This window comes from Chelativorans sp. ZYF759, from assembly GCF_012911015.1.
In the GTDB taxonomy this organism is placed as follows: Bacteria; Pseudomonadota; Alphaproteobacteria; order Rhizobiales; family Rhizobiaceae; genus ZYF759.
The window spans coordinates 332,733-348,171 of sequence record NZ_WVVV01000002.1 but is presented as its reverse complement, the minus strand read 5'-3'; the positions used below and the strand labels follow the sequence as shown (position 1 = coordinate 348,171).

Here is a 15,439-nt window from a genome sequence, read left to right as displayed (position 1 = left end):
CTGCGCGCTCGACCCGGAAGTTTCCGGGCGGGGCTTGACGACGTGCCACGTCCGTCCCATCTGCAAACCATTCGCAACATAGAAGACTCTGTACCCGCCGTGGACCATAGGCCAATACGAGCCATTCCTGTCCCGCCCTCCATGCTGGCGGTGGCGCGGTGATCGAGCCAATCCTTTTGCTGCTGCTGGGTATCCTCGTGATCCTGGCGATCATTGCCGCCAACGGCTATTTCGTCGCGCAGGAATTCGCCTACATGGCGGTCGACCGCACGCGGCTCGCGGCGCGGGCCGCCGAGGGCGATGCCTCCGCCAAGCACGCGCTGGCGGTGACGAAACGCACAAGCTTCATGCTGTCGGGTGCCCAACTGGGGATCACGGTCACAGGCCTGCTCGTCGGCTACGTCGCCGAGCCGCTGGTCGGCCAGTCGCTCGGCATGCTGCTCGGTGGAATCGGCGTCCCGGCCGAGGTGGGCGTGACCGTCGGCACGGCACTGGCTCTCGCTTTGGCCACCATTGTCCAGATGATCTTCGGAGAGCTCTATCCGAAGAACCTCGCCATCTCCAATCCGGAGCCGCTGGCGCGCGGCCTCGCCCGTTCGACTCTCATCTATCTCACGGTCTTCGGCTGGCTCGTCGGCTTCTTCGACAAATCCGCGAATCTGCTGCTGCGGGCGCTGCGCATTGAGCCTGTTCACGACCTCGACGTCAGCGCCTCGGCCGTCGACCTGCCGCGTATCATCGCCGATTCCCGCGACAGCGGCGACCTGCCTGTCGAGCTGTCGCTGATGATGGACCGCATCCTCGACTTCCCGCAGCGCGACGTCGAGCACGCGATGGTGCCGCGCTCGCAGGTGGACTGGGTCAGCCCCGAGACCACGCTCGAGGAACTGCGCGAACTCATGGCGCGCGCCCACACGCGCTACCCCGTGATCGATGACGAGGACACCCCCGTGGGTGTCGTGCACCTGTCCGACGTGCTGGAGCGCCTGGCCACGGGGGGCACCAATGAGCGCGTCGCCGCCGTGATGCGGCCCGCCACCGTGATGCCCACGCTGATGCCCTTGCCGGACGCCCTGGCGCAGTTGGTGGCGACCACCAACCAGCTTGCCTGCGTCATCGATGAATATGGCGGCTTCGCCGGCGTGCTGACGATCGAGGATCTTGCCATGGAAATAGTCGGTGAAATCACCGACGAACACGATGTCGAGATCGGCGCGGCCGTGGTCGCGCAGGGCGACGACATCTGGATCATGGAGGGCGACGTGCACCTGGACGAGGTTGAGCGCGCCATCGGACACGAACTGCCGCGCGGCGATGTCGAGACGGTGGCAGGTATGCTGATCGCCGAACTGGGTGCGCTACCGACCGAAGGCGAGACGGTGATCATCGACCTGCCCGTCGATCCGGCCGAACTGGTTGCAGACACGCCCGTTCGGCACCGGCTCGAGGTCGACGTGCTGCGCGTCGAGCGCCATGTCCCGACCGAACTGCGGGTGCGGCTGGTCGAGGTGGCGATGTTCGAGGATGGCCGATGAGCCCGCTGATCGTCAGCCTTGCAACCGTGGCGCTCATCGCCCTGAGCGGCTTCTTCGTCATCATCGAATTTGCACTGCTGGGGGCACGTCGGCATCGTCTCGAAGAGCTTGCCGTCGCCAGCAGCTCTGCTCGGGCCGCCCTTCGCGGCATGAACGACCTGACATTGATGCTGGCCGGGGCCCAGCTGGGCATCACGGCCTGCACCTTCGCTCTCGGTGCAGTGACCAAGCCCGCCGTCGATGCCTGGCTTGGCCCAGTGTTCATCACCTGGGGCCTGCCGGACTGGGCTGCCGGCGGCATGGCTTTTGGCCTGTCGCTCTTCGTCGTCACCTTTTTGCATCTGGTGGTTGGCGAGATGGCACCCAAATCCTGGGCCATCGCACACCCCGAACGGTCGGCCCTGGCCATCGGCTTGATCTCGCGGGCCTATATCTGGCCGCTGCGGCCGCTGCTGCGCTGGGTGAACAGTCTTGCGAACCGCTTGGTGAAGGCCAGCGGTGTGGAGCCCGTCGAAAGTGCGGCCGTCGGGGGCCAGGACATCGCGACCATCCGACAGCTTGTCGAACATTCAGCCAGGGTTGGCACGCTCGAGCCGCAGATGCAGCAACAGATCTCGGGGCTTATCGACCTAGGAACCCTGCGGGTCGACGCCCTCATACCCGACGTGACGCCGACGCACGTGACGTCCACGGCAACGGTCGCCGATGCGCGGGCTGCTGCGCTGGCCTCGGGGCATATGCGTATCCTGATGCTCGGCACGGACGGTGAACCGCCACGCGTTGTGCACGTTCGCGACACCCTGCTTCTGACGGATGACCAGCCCGCGATGGAATGTGCCCGGCCTGCCTTCCTGCTCGAGGCGCAGACGCCCGTCTACGAGGCACTCGGCCGCATGCGCGGCTCAAGCGTGCAACTCGCCGTCGTAATGCACAACAACGAGGTGCGCGGAATCGTCAGCCTCGCGGACATCCTGAAGCGGGTACTTCCGGTCGGTACGACGCCCTAGAAGGGGTAATGCTGCGTATCTCCTCGCGCATCCGCGCCAGGATGATCGGTTCGGCCGGGAAATTGGGCACCTGCAAGGTGCCCATCTTGCCGCTCTGGCACGCGAAGCGCATAAAAGTGTCATGGAACCTGACCAGAAGGCAGTCGAAGCCCACTTGCGGCCGCTGATCGAGCAGGAACTGGCGGAACTGAGGCAGCAGTCGGACGCCACGCGCGAACACCGCCAGCCGGTCGAGCTCGATCAGCAATCGGTGGGTCGCCTGTCGCGCATGGATGCGCTTCAGATGCAGGCCATGGCCAATGCGGTGGAACAGCGGCGTCGTTCGCGTATCGTGGCCCTCGACCAGGCCTTGCGGCGGATGAATGACGGCGACTACGGCTACTGCGTGGATTGCGACGAGTTCATCGGCGAAAAGCGTCTGGAGATTGATCCTGCCGCGCTCAAATGCGTGCGCTGCGCCTGACAGCCGGGGCGGCGCGGGGCTGATCAACCCGCCAAAACGCAGGGGCCGCCGCTCAGGCCGCCGGCTGGATGCCCAATTCCGGCGCGGCTGATTGCGGAGCGGGTCCCGCGCGGTGGATGATCGATGCGGCGGCGAGCGAGCCCAGCTCGTGGCAGGCGACGAGGCCCTGCACGAAGGGTCGGCCTTCCAGCAAATAGGGCAGGGCGAGGAAATAGACCGATCCGCCGCGCGTGGCCGGGATGCGGAAATCCTCGTCGAGCGTGCAAGGACGGCCGAAACGTTCCACACGTGCGAAATGCTCCCGCAGCCCGGGGAACGGATAGTCCGCATGCGAGCGGGCGGGTTCGCCGATCGCCACCACCACCGCGTCGAAATCGCGCTCTTCCCCGGCGCTGGACAGGCGGTAGGGAGGCCCTTCTGACGCGCCACCGAGCTCATAATCATCACCGAGCCTTGCGATCTCCAGGCACCCGGCCTCCGCCAGCGCCAGGATGCGGCGAACGGAAGCCGGCGGAATGGCGGCGTAATTGTCGACAAAGACGCGCTTCAGGCCGCCGGCAAAGCGCGCGTGGTCGGCCTCGTCCAGGGCAGCGACGGCGCGTTCGAAGGGCTCGTGCATGCGCAGGATCGCGTAGCGCCAGGCTACCGTGTGACGGCGGGCGCGGTTGTCCTCCGTCTGGCGCAGGTTTTCGCGGGCCCATGCCAGCGGATCGGCATCAGAGCGCGGGCGGAAATAGACGTCGGCGAAACTGTCGGCCGTCATGCCGTGCCCGGCCAGCGGGTGCGAGGGTGCTTCGGCGCGCAGCTGGCGTGCGATGAGCGCAAAGAGGCGGTCGAGCAGGCCGTCGCCGCCTGCGGCAACCTCGCCGTCCACCGCCTCGTCGGTGAAGATATCGAGCGGTTGGTAGGGGAGCGGACAGTAGAAATCGGCCTCCGGCAGGTAGCCGTGGCGCGACATCATGGTCAGCCGCAGGCCGCCGGCCTCGGCGTTCGGCGTATAGACCGAGCCGTCGCGGGCGAAGGTGCCGTGGCGCGCGGCGATCGTCACCGCCGCGTCGATGCCGCTGAGCGAGGTGCCGAGGATGCCGATCCGGCCGGGCGGGCACATGTGCAGGCGGCTGGTCGGGTAGGGGCTGTCGAAATAGGTCGCGTCGGTGGCCGTGTCGGCTGCGACGGTGTGGCCCGTGGCGACAACGACTTCATCGAATTCGCGGCTGAACTGCCTCCCCTCAGAATCGATGCCCGTCACCCGGATGGCGCAAGGCAACGGCACGATGTCGAGCACCTCGCAGCCAACGCGGGCCTCAATCGCAAAGCCGCGGCGCTGGCCGAGGTCGAGCAGGCGGAAGAACTGATCGCGGAAATAGGTGCCAAGCACCACGCGCGGCAGGAAGGTGCGCTCGTCCACTTCGTCGAGCTCGATTTCCATCGCATCCAGGGCCCTCGGCGAACGACTTTCCAGCCAGGCCTGCAGGGTTTCGAGCAGGGGCGGGAGCTCGATGCTGGCTATGTTGGCGAGAAGGGCGGGGTCGTTGATCTCGGCACGGTAGGGCATTCCCGTGCCAGCCGAGCCCGACTTCTCGTAGAAAGTGATGGCCAGCGGTTGCGGCGCCGCCAGGAGGGCGTGGAGCGTGTAGAGGGCGGTTGGACCCGTACCGATGACACATACGCTGTGCATGAAGCCTCTTGCGCCGGTCGGGTGGTGACTGGATGCAGTTGCGCACCGGCCAGCAAGAAAGCTTCAAGCGGTCGCCTTGTTCCTGCCCGGCGCAAAATTCGTCTTGGGGCGCCGGCCGCCGGGCGGCCCGCTGCGAGACGGCTCGTCGGTGGCCGCAGGGGCAGGGCGCGCTTGCCGTACCACCTATGCGGTCAATCGTGCGAGCCAGCCAGATCGGTCGGCCCAGCTGTCGTTCAGGCCGAGAAATAACGGGACGTGATTTCGCCAGGCGATGGTGGATTTGTCATCACGGGGATCAAGGCGATCTCCGCAAGCATCCTCGTGGTCATGACTTCGCCCGGTACGCCGACCATCTCGAGGTCTTTGGCTGAATAGCATGCCAGTCCGTGGGGAGCCATGATCAGATAGCTCGCGATGCGGAACGGATCGCCGGGGATGATGATCTCTTCGCGCTGGCACAGCACGATCGCATCAATGAGTTCCCGGAGAGCTTCCTTGTTGATGTTGGGCCGTGATTTGGCGCGATCGGTTTCCTCTCCGCGATTTCCGAACATCAGCCAGAATGCCCCCGGGTTCTCGCGGGCGAAAGCAATATAGGCCTCGTCCAGCGCGTGCAGCCGCTCCAAGGGATCGGAGCCAGCCTTCGCGATCTCGGACTGCTGATACCGGTGCAGCACGCCAAATCCACGCTCGGTCAGTGCTTCGAGCAAGGCGGCTTTGTTGGCAAAGTGCCGATAGACGGCGGTGTGTGAAACACCCACAGCCTCGGCGAGCTCCCGAAGCGAGAATGCGGGTCCATTGCGTTCCGAAATGAACCTTAGCGCCTCGTCCTGCAGCGCGTTGCGCAGGTCGTGGTGATGATAGCCGGTCTTCTTTCCAGTGTCCGTGCCAGCGCTCACGACGGTCTCCCTGCTGCATTTCCGCCGATATGGACTACCGCACGACAGGCCCGGTCTCAACGCATGTCTCTGCCCGACAGACAAATGCATGGCTTGACCAAGCCTCTTGACGGACAGGGCCGCCTCGGCAATGTTGCCAATGGTTACATTGCATAACAATCAATGCAGCCATCGGCTCGGTCCACAATGCGGAGGTCATCGGCGACCGGGACAGTCTTTTCCAGGGAGGTTCCAAAAATGTTGAAATCCATACTGAAAAATCACCGCATGGCGATGGCTGTGGCCATCGCGGGCTGCATCCCGTTCTCTCATGCTGTCGCAGAGGACGATTCACGCTGGCTCACGCCAACCATGATCACGGCACGGGCGCATATGTTCGATGCCAACCTCAACTATCTGACGTTCCAGCACATGGATCAGTTGTTCGCGAGCCGCACCGTCGAAGCGGGCAGCGAGGTGTGGGAGCTGCCCTCCGAACCGGTATCTCTGGATGGCGACTATACGATCGGCGACCGGACGCTCAGTCTCCAAGAGGCTCTCGAAGCCACGTCCACGAACGCGCTTGTTGTCATCAAGGACGGCAAGATCGTCCATGAGACCTATCGAAATGGCAGCGACGAGAACACGCGGTTCCTGACCTTCTCGGTTGCCAAGTCCTACGTCTCCACGCTGATCGGGCTCGCATTGGCAGATGGCGCTATTCAGAGCCTCGACGACAAGGTGACCGACTACCTGCCGGAAATGGAAGGAACCGGCTATGACGGGCCGACCATCCGCGATCTCCTGCGCATGCGTTCGGGTGTCGAATGGCTCGAGGTCTACGAATTCGGCAGCGAAACGCAGCTGACCACGGTGCATGACAATTCGCTGGTGGCCTACCGCTATCGCTGGTGCGACTATGCGGCAAACGACTCCAAGCCCGGCGACAACGCGCCCGATGCCTCGTTCAATTATGCGACTCTGGATACGAGCGTGCTCGGCTGCATTCTTGAAAAGGCCGTGGGCATGACCGGGTCTGAATACATGTCGGAAAAGCTGTGGCAACCAGCCGGCATGGAAAACGACGCCTACTGGATCATGGACGGGCCCGATTCCGTGGGGCGCGAATTCTACGGAGCCGGCTTCAACGCCACGGCGCGCGACCATGCCCGTTTCGGTCTCATGTTCCTGAACGGGGGCATGGCAAACGGCAAGCAGGTGATCCCGGCCGAGTGGGTGCGTGAGGCGACAATTGCCGACGAGGGCTATGAGCCGACCGCGCCTGACGCCCCCCTGGGCTATCAATATCAGTGGTGGACCGATGCCAACTCCGATGCCTATGCGGCCAGGGGCCTACATCATCAGTACATCCACATCGATCCAAGCAATGATCTGGTCATCGTGAAGGTGAGCCATACGGCCCAACCGGTCGGTCGCGATGCGGAAAACGCACAGCTGTTTTCGCAGATCACCGAGCGTCTCGGCGGTTCATAAGCTGACATCGACCCGGCCTGCGGCACAACGCAGGCCGGGTCGGCGACCAGCGGCTAGCTCGCCGCCGTCAGCCACACCGTTCCGGCTCCCGCGCCATCGTCGAGCGCCAGCGTGTTCGCCAGATGGGGCAGGATGTCGGCCATTTCGGCTTCGAGAACGTAAGGCGGGTTGAGGATGGCCATGCCGCAGCCGTGGAGGCGGGGCTCAGGGCCAGGCGCACGGATGGTGAGCCTGATGTCGAGGATGCCCGGGATCGCGAGGGCGGCAAGGCCCTTTCGAAATCGCTCGACCTCGTCGACCTTCTTGATCGGATACCAGATCGCATAGGTGCCCCCCGGCCAGCGGCGGTGGGCCTTCGCAACGCCTTTCACGATGGTATCGAATTCGTCGGGCTTTTCGAAGGGCGGGTCGATCAGCACCAGGCCACGCCGCTCCTTTGGCGGCAGATGCGCCCCTAGCGCGAGCCAGCCGTCCAGTTCGATGATCCTGGTCTGAAAGTCGCCGGCGAAATTCGCCTTGAGCAGGGCGGCATCGGCGGGGTGCAATTCGATCGCGGTCAGGCGGTCCTGGACACGCAGGAGCCTGCGGGTGACGAGCGGGGAGCCGGGATAGAGCGTGAGGCGGTCCGGATTGAGCCCACGGACCACGTCCAGATAGGGTGCCAGCAATTCGCCCGCGCGGCCTGTCGCGGGCGCGTCCAGGAGGCGAGCGATGCCGGTCTCCCACTCGCCGGTGCGGCCGGCTTCCGTGGAGGAGAGGTCATAGAGGCCGACACCGGCATGGGTGTCGATGACGCGGAAGGCCGCTTCCTTGCGTTTCAAGTAGTCGATCAGGCGCGCCAGCACGGCGTGCTTCAGCACGTCGGCGAAATTGCCGGCGTGGAAGGCGTGGCGGTAGTTCATGGGCGGTCGGCTCCGCGCAGGGGGGCGCCGCCCGGTGGCTGCATCAATCCAACAGGCATGCTGGTGCCTACTCCGGGAGACGAAATTGCGCTAGTGAGTTCGACCATGAACGCTCCCGCAAACATCAGAATCGGCCATTCCGCCTGTCCCCACGACTGTCCCTCGACCTGCGCGCTCAATGTCGAGATCCTGCCCGGCGGGCGGATCGGCCGGCTGAGCGGGGCGAAGGACAATAGCTACACGGCGGGTGTGATCTGCGCCAAGGTGGCGCGTTATGCCGAGCGCATCCACCATCCCGAGCGGCTTCTGACCCCGATGGTGCGGGCCGGCGGCAAGGGCGAGGGGGTCTGGAAGGAAGCAAGCTGGGAAGCCGCGCTCGACCTCGTGGCCGAAAGGCTGACACGCGCCGAGGAGAAACACGGGGCGGAGGCGGTCTGGCCCTATTTCTACGCCGGCACGATGGGCCTCGTGCAGCGCGATTCGATCGAGCGGTTGCGCCACGCCAAGAAATATTCCGGCTTCTTCGGAACGATCTGCACCAATCTGGCCTGGACGGGCTACGTGATGGGCACGGGGCGGCTGGCCGGTCCCGATCCGCGCGAAATGGCGAAATCCGACTGCGTGGTGATCTGGGGCACCAATGCGGTGGCCACCCAGGTCAATGTGATGACCCATGCGGTCAAGGCCCGCAAGGAACGCGGCGCCAAGATCGTGGTCATCGACATCTACGACAATGCCACGATGAAACAGGCCGATGTCGGTCTGGTCCTCCGACCGGGTACCGATGGTGCGCTGGCCTGCGCCGTGATGCACGTGCTGTTCCGCGAGGGGATGGCCGACTGGGACTACCTGGAGAAATACACCGACGACCCGAAGGGGCTGGAGGCGCATCTCGCGACCCGGACGCCCGAATGGGCAGCCGCGATCACCGGTCTTTCGGTGGCCGAGATCGAGGCTTTCGCACGGCTTGTCGGCACGACAAAACGCACCTTCTTCCGCCTCGGTTACGGCTTTGCGCGCCAGCGCAACGGTGCCGTCAACATGCATGCGGCGACCTCCATCGCGGCGGTGACGGGATGCTGGCAGCATGAAGGGGGCGGCGCGTTCCACAACAATGGCGACATCTACAGGCTGGACAAGAGCGTGCTTGAAGGCACGGCCTATCGCGATCCTTCCGTGCGCTTCCTCGACCAGTCGCAGATCGGGCGGGTGCTGACGGGCGACGCGGAGGCGCTTCGCGGCGGGCCGCCGGTCACCGCGCTGCTGATCCAGAACACCAACCCGGTCAATGTCTGCCCCGAGCAAAGGCTGGTGAAGCAGGGCTTCCTGCGCGAGGATTTGTTCGCCTGCGTGCACGAGCAGTTCATGACGGATACGGCGAAGCTCGCCGATGTTGTGCTGCCCGCGACCATGTTCCTCGAGCATGACGACATCTACAAGGGCGGCGGCAACCAATACATGATCCCCGGGCCGAAGCTCGTGGAGCCGCCAGACGGCCCGCGTACGAATCTCTTCGTGATCGAGGAGCTTGCCAAGCGGCTGGGCGTGGCGGAGATGCCCGGCTTCGGCATGAGCGAGGAGCAACATATCGACCGCATGCTGGGGGAGGGCGGCGCCTTTCAGCGGCTCAAGGAGGACCGCTTCGTCGACATGCAGCCGGATTTCGAGACCGCGCATTACCTCAACGGTTTCGGCCACCGCGACGGAAAATTCCGCTTCCGGCCGCAATGGACGGGAACCGCGGTGCCCAACCTGCCGCCGCCCTCGGTCGGTTTCCAAGGACCGCATGAGCGCCTGCCGGACTTTCCCGATCATGTCGACCTGATCGAGACGGCGGACGCCGAACATCCCTTCCGGCTGGCGACGTCGCCGGCGCGATCGTTCCTGAATTCCAGCTTCACGGAGACGCCCGGATCGGTGAAGCGCGAAAAGCGGCCGGAATTGCTGATCCACCCGCAAGATGCCGCAGCCCTGGGTCTCGCCGACGAACAGCGGGTCGAGATCGGCAACCATCGCGGCGAGGTGGTGCTGCATGCGCGCCTGTCGGACGATGTCAGGACGGGCGTGGTGATCGCCGAAGGAATCTGGCCGAATTCCGCGCATGAGCGGGGCGAGGGGATCAACGTGCTGACGGGCGCGGATGCCGCCGCGCCCTGCGGCGGGGCGGCGTTCCACGACACGAAGGTTTGGGTGCGCCCGGCCCGAGCCTGATCGGGGTGGCCTTCCCACCGAACGGCGAACGGCGATCAGCCTTTGGATGCCTCGAGATATGACAGGCACATCGTGGAGAGTTGGCTGCGGATGTCGGCCTGCATCGGCTCGGGCAGGTTGCGCTCGAAAACGTTTCTGACCGTGCCGAAGATCACCGACAGCAACGTCGCATTGACCAGGACGATGTCGGCGTAACGCGCGTCGGGGGCGCTCGCGAGCATGGCGGTCGTTGCGGCGTCCATCCGCCCGGCGAAAGCTTCTATCAGTGCCGCGTTGTCGAGCTCGACCACGGAGCGGTAGAGTGCGCGGGTGACGTCGCTGCGCTCGGTCTTGGCATCCCAATAGGCCATGACCAGCGCCTCGACCATTTCCGCCGTCGTGGCGCCGTGATGCCGGCGGCAGGCCGTCTCGACCCGATCAGCGACGATGTCCAGGTAGCGTTCGTTCAACGCATAAAGCAGCGCCTGCTTGTGCGGGAAGTACTGGTACATCGTGCCCACGGATACACCGGCGCGCTCGGCGACGCGGGTCGTGGTCAGGCGGTACACTCCCTCGGCCAGCAAAACCTGAATGGTCGCCTCGAAAATGGCGTCCACCGTAACGGTCGCCCGGGCCTGAACCGGCCTTTTCCGCGGGCTCAGATGGCGCGGCGGGGTCGCATGCATACGCGAATCCTCAATCTGAATGATCCTTCATATATTGGCGGCGATCACAGGCCAAGTTCTGAAAGGACATTCCATGACTGGCACACAACGCATTGCCCTCGTCACCGGCGCCAACAAGGGCATCGGGCTGGAGATCGCCCGTCAGCTCGCAGAAGCCGATGTCACCGTGCTGCTCGGCTCCCGCGACGCCGAGCGCGGGCGGGCGGCGATCGATGAGCTGTCGGCGAGCGGGTTGAATGTCGCGGCGATCGAGATCGATCTCAACGACGAATCCACGATCGCCCGTGCGGCCGAGCGCATCGCGGCCGAGCATGGGCGCCTGGACATACTGGTGAACAATGCCGGTATCGTCGACGCGGCCGATGGCCCGCCTTCCATGGCACAGGCCGCGGCGGCGCGCCGGCTCATGGAGACAAACTTCATTGGCACGCTCGCCGTGACGCAGGCGATGCTGCCCCTGCTTCGCAGGTCGCGGGCGGGGCGCATCGTCAATCTGGCGACCACGCTCGGATCGCTGGCGATCAATGGCGATCCGTCCTCGCCCTATTACGAAGCCCGGCTGATCGGCTACAACGCCTCCAAGGCGGCGCTCAACATGCTGACGGTGCAACTGGCGGCGGAACTGAAGGCCACGCCCATCGTCGTGAACTCGGTGGCGCCCGGCTATGTCAGGACGGACCTGACCGGGAACAACGGCTTCATGACGCCGGAAGAGGGCGCCAGGCTGCCGGTCCGATACGCACTTCTCGGCGATGACGCGGTGACCGGGCGGTTCATCGAGCCTGATGGCGAAGCGCCCTGGTAAGGCGACGAGGCTAAGGCGTGAAGCGGGCCAGGCTCTCGATGTCGGCGGGGCCGGAGATGGCGTTGCGAGCCGGGGCGAAGAGGCTGGCCTCGCCTTCGTCCTCGGTCAGGTATTCATGGACGGCGCGGCCCTCTTCCATGCGCACCTTGCCCTCCAGTACCAGCCGCAGGGCAAGGGGGTAGAGCGCGTGTTCGGCGCGCAGGACGCGCGCGGACAGCACGTCCTCATTGTCGGCAGGCAGGACCGGCACGGCAGCCTGGGCGATGATGGGCCCGGCATCCATTTCGGCGGTGACGAAATGCACCGAGCAGCCATGGATCCGCATGCCGGCATCAAGACAGCGGCGGTGGCTGTCGAGACCCTTGAAGAGCGGCAGCAGGGAGGGGTGGATGTTCAGCAGGCGTCCGGCCCATTTTTCGACGAAGGCCGGCGACAGGATACGCATATAGCCGGCGAGGCAGACATAGTCCGCACCCATGTTGCCGAGCGCCGCATCGACGGCCGAATCGAGCGCCTGCCTGTCGGAATGGTCTTCCCTGGTGATCGCCTGGACGGGGATGCCGAGCGCACGGGCACGCTCGAGACCGCGCGCATCGGTGCGGTCGGCGATGACGCCCACGATCTCGGCGGGAAAGTTTTCGTCGGCAGCGGCCTCGATGAGGGCGGCCATGTTGGACCCCCGTCCCGAAATGAGGATAGCGACGCGATGCTTTCTGGTGATCATAGGTCGAGATGTTCCCTGTAGACGACGCCGGCGTCGCGGCGCGGCACGACGCGGCCGATGGGCGTGACGGTTTCGCCGGCCTGCTGCAGCACGGCGGCCACCTGGGCGGCCTGGCCGCCGTCAACGACCACCACCATGCCGATGCCGCAATTGAAGGTGCGCAGCATCTCGGCATGGGCAATGCCGCCGGCTGTGGCCAACCACGAGAAGACCGGCGGGACGTGGATCGTGTCGAGGTCGAGTTCGGCCGCGCATGAGGCCGGCATGACACGCGGTATGTTCTCCGGAAACCCACCGCCAGTGATGTGGGCGAGCGCCTTGATGCCATGGGTGGCGCGGATCGCCTGGAGCAGCGGCTTCACATAGATGCGGGTCGGTTCGAGCAGAGCCTGCCCCAGCGTGCGCCCGCTGTCGAAGGGGGCGGGCCGGTCGAGGCCGGCGCCCGCGTGCTCGACGACGCGGCGCACCAGCGAGAAACCATTGGAATGAAGTCCCGAGGAGGCGATGCCCAACAGCACGTCGCCCTCGCAGATATCGTCGGTGGGCAGCAACTGGCCACGCTCGGCAGCGCCCACCGCGAAGCCGGCAAGGTCGTAATCGTCGCCTGCATACATGCCGGGCATTTCGGCCGTCTCGCCGCCGATAAGTGCGCAGCCCGCCTGGCGGCACCCTTCCGCGATGCCGGAGACGATGGCGGCGCCCTGTTCGGGATCGAGCTTTCCGGTGGCGAAATAATCGAGGAAGAAGAGGGGTTCGGCGCCCTGGACGACGAGGTCATTGACGCACATGGCGACGAGGTCGATGCCGACCGTGTCGTGGCGGCCGGCCTCGATGGCGACCCGCAGCTTGGTGCCGACGCCGTCATTGGCCGCGACCAAGACGGGATCGGTAAAGCCCGCGGCCTTGAGATCGAACAGCCCGCCAAATCCGCCGATCTCACCGTCGGCACCGGGGCGGCGCGTGGAGCGCACCATCGGCTTGATGAGGTCTACCAGACGGTTGCCAGCGTCGATGTCGACGCCAGCCTGGGCATAGGTGAGACCGTTCTTCTGTTCGCTCATCGACCGCATCCGCTGTGGCTCATCGGCGGCTATTCGCACGAAGGCTTGAGGCTCGCAAGTCAAACAGGACACCATCGGCGGCGCGGCCAGGCAAAGGTTCACTTGACCGAGGCTCGGCGCGCGGCCTATCTCGCGGGACAGGCTCCGGGGCATGCGAGACGATGGACGAACCCAAGGCAGCGACACATGAACGGGCGACCCGAGCGATCGAGGCTGCCCAGCTGCGGCGCCAGGCAATCTTCTGGCTGGTGACCGCGCTCGCCTTCATCGGCTTTCTCTATGTGTTCCGTTCGATCCTGCTGCCTTTCGTGGCCGGCATGATCCTGGCCTATTTCCTCGACCCTGTGGCGGACCGTCTGGAACGTCTGGGCCTGTCGCGGGCGCTCGCCACGGCGCTGATCGTGCTGAGCTTCCTCGTCGGCTTCGTGATCGCGCTGATGCTGGTGGTGCCGATCCTCGTGTCGCAGCTGGCGGAATTCATCACGCGCATTCCGTCCTATGTCACGCGGTTGCAGTTCATCGTGACCGATTTCGATCCCGAATGGCTGTCGCGCACCCTGGGCGTGGAGCCGTCCAGCCTGCGCGAAGGGCTCTCGGGCCTGCTGACCCAGGCCGCCGGCTTCCTGACCGCGCTGTTCCAGTCCCTGTGGAATTCGGGCCGCGCGCTGATCGACATCGCCGGCCTCTTCGTGATCACACCGGTGGTCGCCTTCTACATGCTGCTAGACTGGGACCGGATGGTGGCGCGCGTCGACAGCCTGATCCCCCGCGACCATGTCAACACCGTGCGCCAGATCGCCAGCGACATCGACCGCTCGATGGCAGGTTTCGTGCGCGGGCAGGGCACGCTCTGCCTTGCGCTGGGCATCTATTATGCGCTCGGGCTGACGCTGGTCGGGCTGAATTTCGGGCTGCTGATCGGCCTCTTTGCCGGGTTCGTGTCCTTCATACCCTATGTGGGTGCCGCGCTCGGCCTGGTGCTGGCCGTCGGGGTGGCACTGGTCCAGTTCTGGCCCGAATGGCACATGATCGTGCTCGTCGCGGGGATATTCGTTTTCGGCCAGCTGATCGAGGGCAACATCCTGCAGCCCCGGCTGGTGGGACGGAGCGTGGGGCTCCATCCCGTCTGGCTCATCTTCGCGCTGTTCGCCTTCGGCGTGCTGTTCGGCTTCGTGGGGCTCCTGATCGCGGTGCCCGCGGCGGCGGCGATCGGCGTGCTCGTGCGTTTCGCCCTGGCGCGCTATCTCGTGTCGCCACTCTATATGGGCAGCAAGGGCCCGCAGGCCGGGCCATGAGCGCCGGGCGTCCGACATTCCGGCAATTGCCGCTCGACCTTGCCAATACCGACCGTCAGGCGCGCGAGGATCTGGTCGTCGGCGCCTCGAACGAGGCGGCGGTGGCGCTGATCGATCGCTGGCCGGACTGGCCGGCGCCCGTCGTGGTGCTGGCCGGACCCTCGGGGTCGGGCAAATCCCATATGGGCGCAGTCTGGCGGGAGCGCAGCGGGGCGGCAATCCTTGCCCCGCGCAAGATCGGCGAAGCGGCGCTGGAGGCCGTGTTGCAAGGACCGGTCTTCCTCGACGATGCCGATGCGGAGGGTCTCGACGAAGAAGGGCTTTTCCACCTCATCAACGCGGTGCGCGGCGCGGGCACGCATCTGCTCATGACCGCCCGCCGCTTTCCCGTGTCATGGCCAGTCGGTCTTGCCGACCTGCAATCGCGGCTCAAGGCGGCCGCGCTGGTGGAGATCGGGGAACCCGACGACGCGCTTCTGTGCGCCATCATGGCCAAACTTTTCGCCGACCGGCAGGTCGAGGTCGAGCCGCATGTCATCGATTTCATCGTTCGGCGCATCGAGCGCTCGTTGGCCACCGCCATCGCGGTCGTCGACCGGCTCGACCGGCTGGCGCTGGAACGCAAGAGCCGCATCTCGCGTGCCCTGGCCGGCGAGGTGGTGAACATGCTCGATGCAGGGCAGGGCGCGCTCGACCTGTGAATGTCGCGTTAACCGAAAAG

At 65.4% G+C, this 15,439-nt stretch carries 14 protein-coding genes; 8 read left to right on the top strand and 6 right to left on the bottom strand.

The window, feature by feature from the left end:
* The first annotated feature begins 158 nt into the window (after positions 1-158).
* From GRZ55_RS05600 to GRZ55_RS05590, 3 genes are all read left to right on the top strand, one after another.
* Positions 159-1,535, top strand: a complete 1,377-nt coding sequence (locus GRZ55_RS05600) for a hemolysin family protein (protein ID WP_169285904.1) — start codon at positions 159-161, stop codon at positions 1,533-1,535.
* Positions 1,532-2,542, top strand: a complete 1,011-nt coding sequence (locus GRZ55_RS05595) for a CNNM domain-containing protein (protein ID WP_169285903.1) — start codon at positions 1,532-1,534, stop codon at positions 2,540-2,542. The genes GRZ55_RS05600 and GRZ55_RS05595 overlap by 4 nt, the downstream gene beginning before the upstream one ends.
* A gap of 121 nt (positions 2,543-2,663) precedes the next feature.
* Complete coding sequence (locus GRZ55_RS05590; RefSeq protein WP_169285902.1) at positions 2,664-3,005, top strand: TraR/DksA C4-type zinc finger protein; 342 nt, start codon at positions 2,664-2,666, stop codon at positions 3,003-3,005.
* A gap of 52 nt (positions 3,006-3,057) precedes the next feature.
* Here the strand turns inward: GRZ55_RS05590 and GRZ55_RS05585 are convergent, their stop codons facing one another.
* Both GRZ55_RS05585 and GRZ55_RS05580 read right to left on the bottom strand, forming a co-directional pair.
* The gene (locus tag GRZ55_RS05585; RefSeq protein ID WP_169285901.1) at positions 3,058-4,683 is read right to left on the bottom strand and encodes an FAD/NAD(P)-binding protein; all 1,626 of its coding nucleotides are present in this window, start codon (positions 4,681-4,683) and stop codon (positions 3,058-3,060) included.
* Between the two features lie 233 nt (positions 4,684-4,916).
* On the bottom strand, positions 4,917-5,582 hold the full coding sequence (locus GRZ55_RS05580; protein ID WP_169285900.1) for a TetR/AcrR family transcriptional regulator: 666 nt from the start codon (positions 5,580-5,582) through the stop codon (positions 4,917-4,919).
* 237 nt (positions 5,583-5,819) lie between these two features.
* Between GRZ55_RS05580 and GRZ55_RS05575 the strand changes: the two genes are divergently transcribed.
* Positions 5,820-7,055 (top strand): serine hydrolase, encoded by a 1,236-nt coding sequence (locus tag GRZ55_RS05575; protein WP_169285899.1) that lies wholly within the window; start codon positions 5,820-5,822, stop codon positions 7,053-7,055.
* 53 nt (positions 7,056-7,108) lie between these two features.
* Here GRZ55_RS05575 and GRZ55_RS05570 read toward each other — a convergent pair whose 3' ends face one another.
* A complete protein-coding gene (locus GRZ55_RS05570) occupies positions 7,109-7,957 on the bottom strand; it encodes a 23S rRNA (adenine(2030)-N(6))-methyltransferase RlmJ (protein ID WP_169285898.1) in 849 nt (282 codons plus the stop codon).
* A gap of 105 nt (positions 7,958-8,062) precedes the next feature.
* Between GRZ55_RS05570 and GRZ55_RS05565 the strand changes: the two genes are divergently transcribed.
* A complete protein-coding gene (locus GRZ55_RS05565) occupies positions 8,063-10,168 on the top strand; it encodes a molybdopterin-dependent oxidoreductase (RefSeq protein ID WP_169285897.1) in 2,106 nt (701 codons plus the stop codon).
* 35 nt (positions 10,169-10,203) lie between these two features.
* Here GRZ55_RS05565 and GRZ55_RS05560 read toward each other — a convergent pair whose 3' ends face one another.
* Entirely contained in the window at positions 10,204-10,764 is a 561-nt protein-coding gene (locus GRZ55_RS05560; protein WP_368856585.1) for a TetR/AcrR family transcriptional regulator, read from the bottom strand.
* Between the two features lie 142 nt (positions 10,765-10,906).
* Between GRZ55_RS05560 and GRZ55_RS05555 the strand changes: the two genes are divergently transcribed.
* Positions 10,907-11,638 (top strand): SDR family oxidoreductase, encoded by a 732-nt coding sequence (locus tag GRZ55_RS05555; protein WP_169285895.1) that lies wholly within the window; start codon positions 10,907-10,909, stop codon positions 11,636-11,638.
* Positions 11,639-11,648: 10 nt separating this feature from the next.
* On the opposite strand, the gene purN is transcribed toward GRZ55_RS05555, so the two are convergent.
* Both purN and purM read right to left on the bottom strand, forming a co-directional pair.
* The gene (gene purN, locus GRZ55_RS05550) at positions 11,649-12,362 is read right to left on the bottom strand and encodes a phosphoribosylglycinamide formyltransferase (protein ID WP_169285894.1); all 714 of its coding nucleotides are present in this window, start codon (positions 12,360-12,362) and stop codon (positions 11,649-11,651) included.
* Positions 12,359-13,423: a phosphoribosylformylglycinamidine cyclo-ligase gene (gene purM, locus GRZ55_RS05545; protein ID WP_169285893.1), complete on the bottom strand. Its 1,065-nt coding sequence runs from the start codon at positions 13,421-13,423 to the stop codon at positions 12,359-12,361. The genes purN and purM overlap by 4 nt, the downstream gene beginning before the upstream one ends.
* Before the next feature lie 161 nt (positions 13,424-13,584).
* Between purM and GRZ55_RS05540 the strand changes: the two genes are divergently transcribed.
* Together GRZ55_RS05540 and hdaA are read left to right on the top strand one after the other, a co-directional pair.
* Entirely contained in the window at positions 13,585-14,718 is a 1,134-nt protein-coding gene (locus GRZ55_RS05540; protein ID WP_169285892.1) for an AI-2E family transporter, read from the top strand.
* The gene (gene hdaA, locus GRZ55_RS05535; RefSeq protein ID WP_169285891.1) at positions 14,715-15,419 is read left to right on the top strand and encodes a DnaA regulatory inactivator HdaA; all 705 of its coding nucleotides are present in this window, start codon (positions 14,715-14,717) and stop codon (positions 15,417-15,419) included. Before GRZ55_RS05540 ends, hdaA begins: the two co-directional genes overlap by 4 nt.
* Positions 15,420-15,439 lie beyond the last annotated feature (20 nt).

What these genes read in the sequence shown, in the direction of transcription:
- GRZ55_RS05595 (WP_169285903.1), top strand. Translation starts at nt 1,532, where the DNA reads ATGAGCCCGCTGATCGTCAGCCTTGCAACCGTGGCGCTCATCGCCCTG.
- GRZ55_RS05590 (WP_169285902.1), top strand. Translation starts at nt 2,664, where the DNA reads ATGGAACCTGACCAGAAGGCAGTCGAAGCCCACTTGCGGCCGCTGATC.
- GRZ55_RS05585 (WP_169285901.1), bottom strand. Translation starts at nt 4,683, where the DNA reads ATGCACAGCGTATGTGTCATCGGTACGGGTCCAACCGCCCTCTACACG.
- GRZ55_RS05575 (WP_169285899.1), top strand. Translation starts at nt 5,820, where the DNA reads ATGTTGAAATCCATACTGAAAAATCACCGCATGGCGATGGCTGTGGCC.
- GRZ55_RS05570 (WP_169285898.1), bottom strand. Translation starts at nt 7,957, where the DNA reads ATGAACTACCGCCACGCCTTCCACGCCGGCAATTTCGCCGACGTGCTG.
- GRZ55_RS05565 (WP_169285897.1), top strand. Translation starts at nt 8,063, where the DNA reads ATGAACGCTCCCGCAAACATCAGAATCGGCCATTCCGCCTGTCCCCAC.
- GRZ55_RS05555 (WP_169285895.1), top strand. Translation starts at nt 10,907, where the DNA reads ATGACTGGCACACAACGCATTGCCCTCGTCACCGGCGCCAACAAGGGC.
- purN (WP_169285894.1), bottom strand. Translation starts at nt 12,362, where the DNA reads ATGATCACCAGAAAGCATCGCGTCGCTATCCTCATTTCGGGACGGGGG.
- purM (WP_169285893.1), bottom strand. Translation starts at nt 13,423, where the DNA reads ATGAGCGAACAGAAGAACGGTCTCACCTATGCCCAGGCTGGCGTCGAC.
- GRZ55_RS05540 (WP_169285892.1), top strand. Translation starts at nt 13,585, where the DNA reads ATGGACGAACCCAAGGCAGCGACACATGAACGGGCGACCCGAGCGATC.
- hdaA (WP_169285891.1), top strand. Translation starts at nt 14,715, where the DNA reads ATGAGCGCCGGGCGTCCGACATTCCGGCAATTGCCGCTCGACCTTGCC.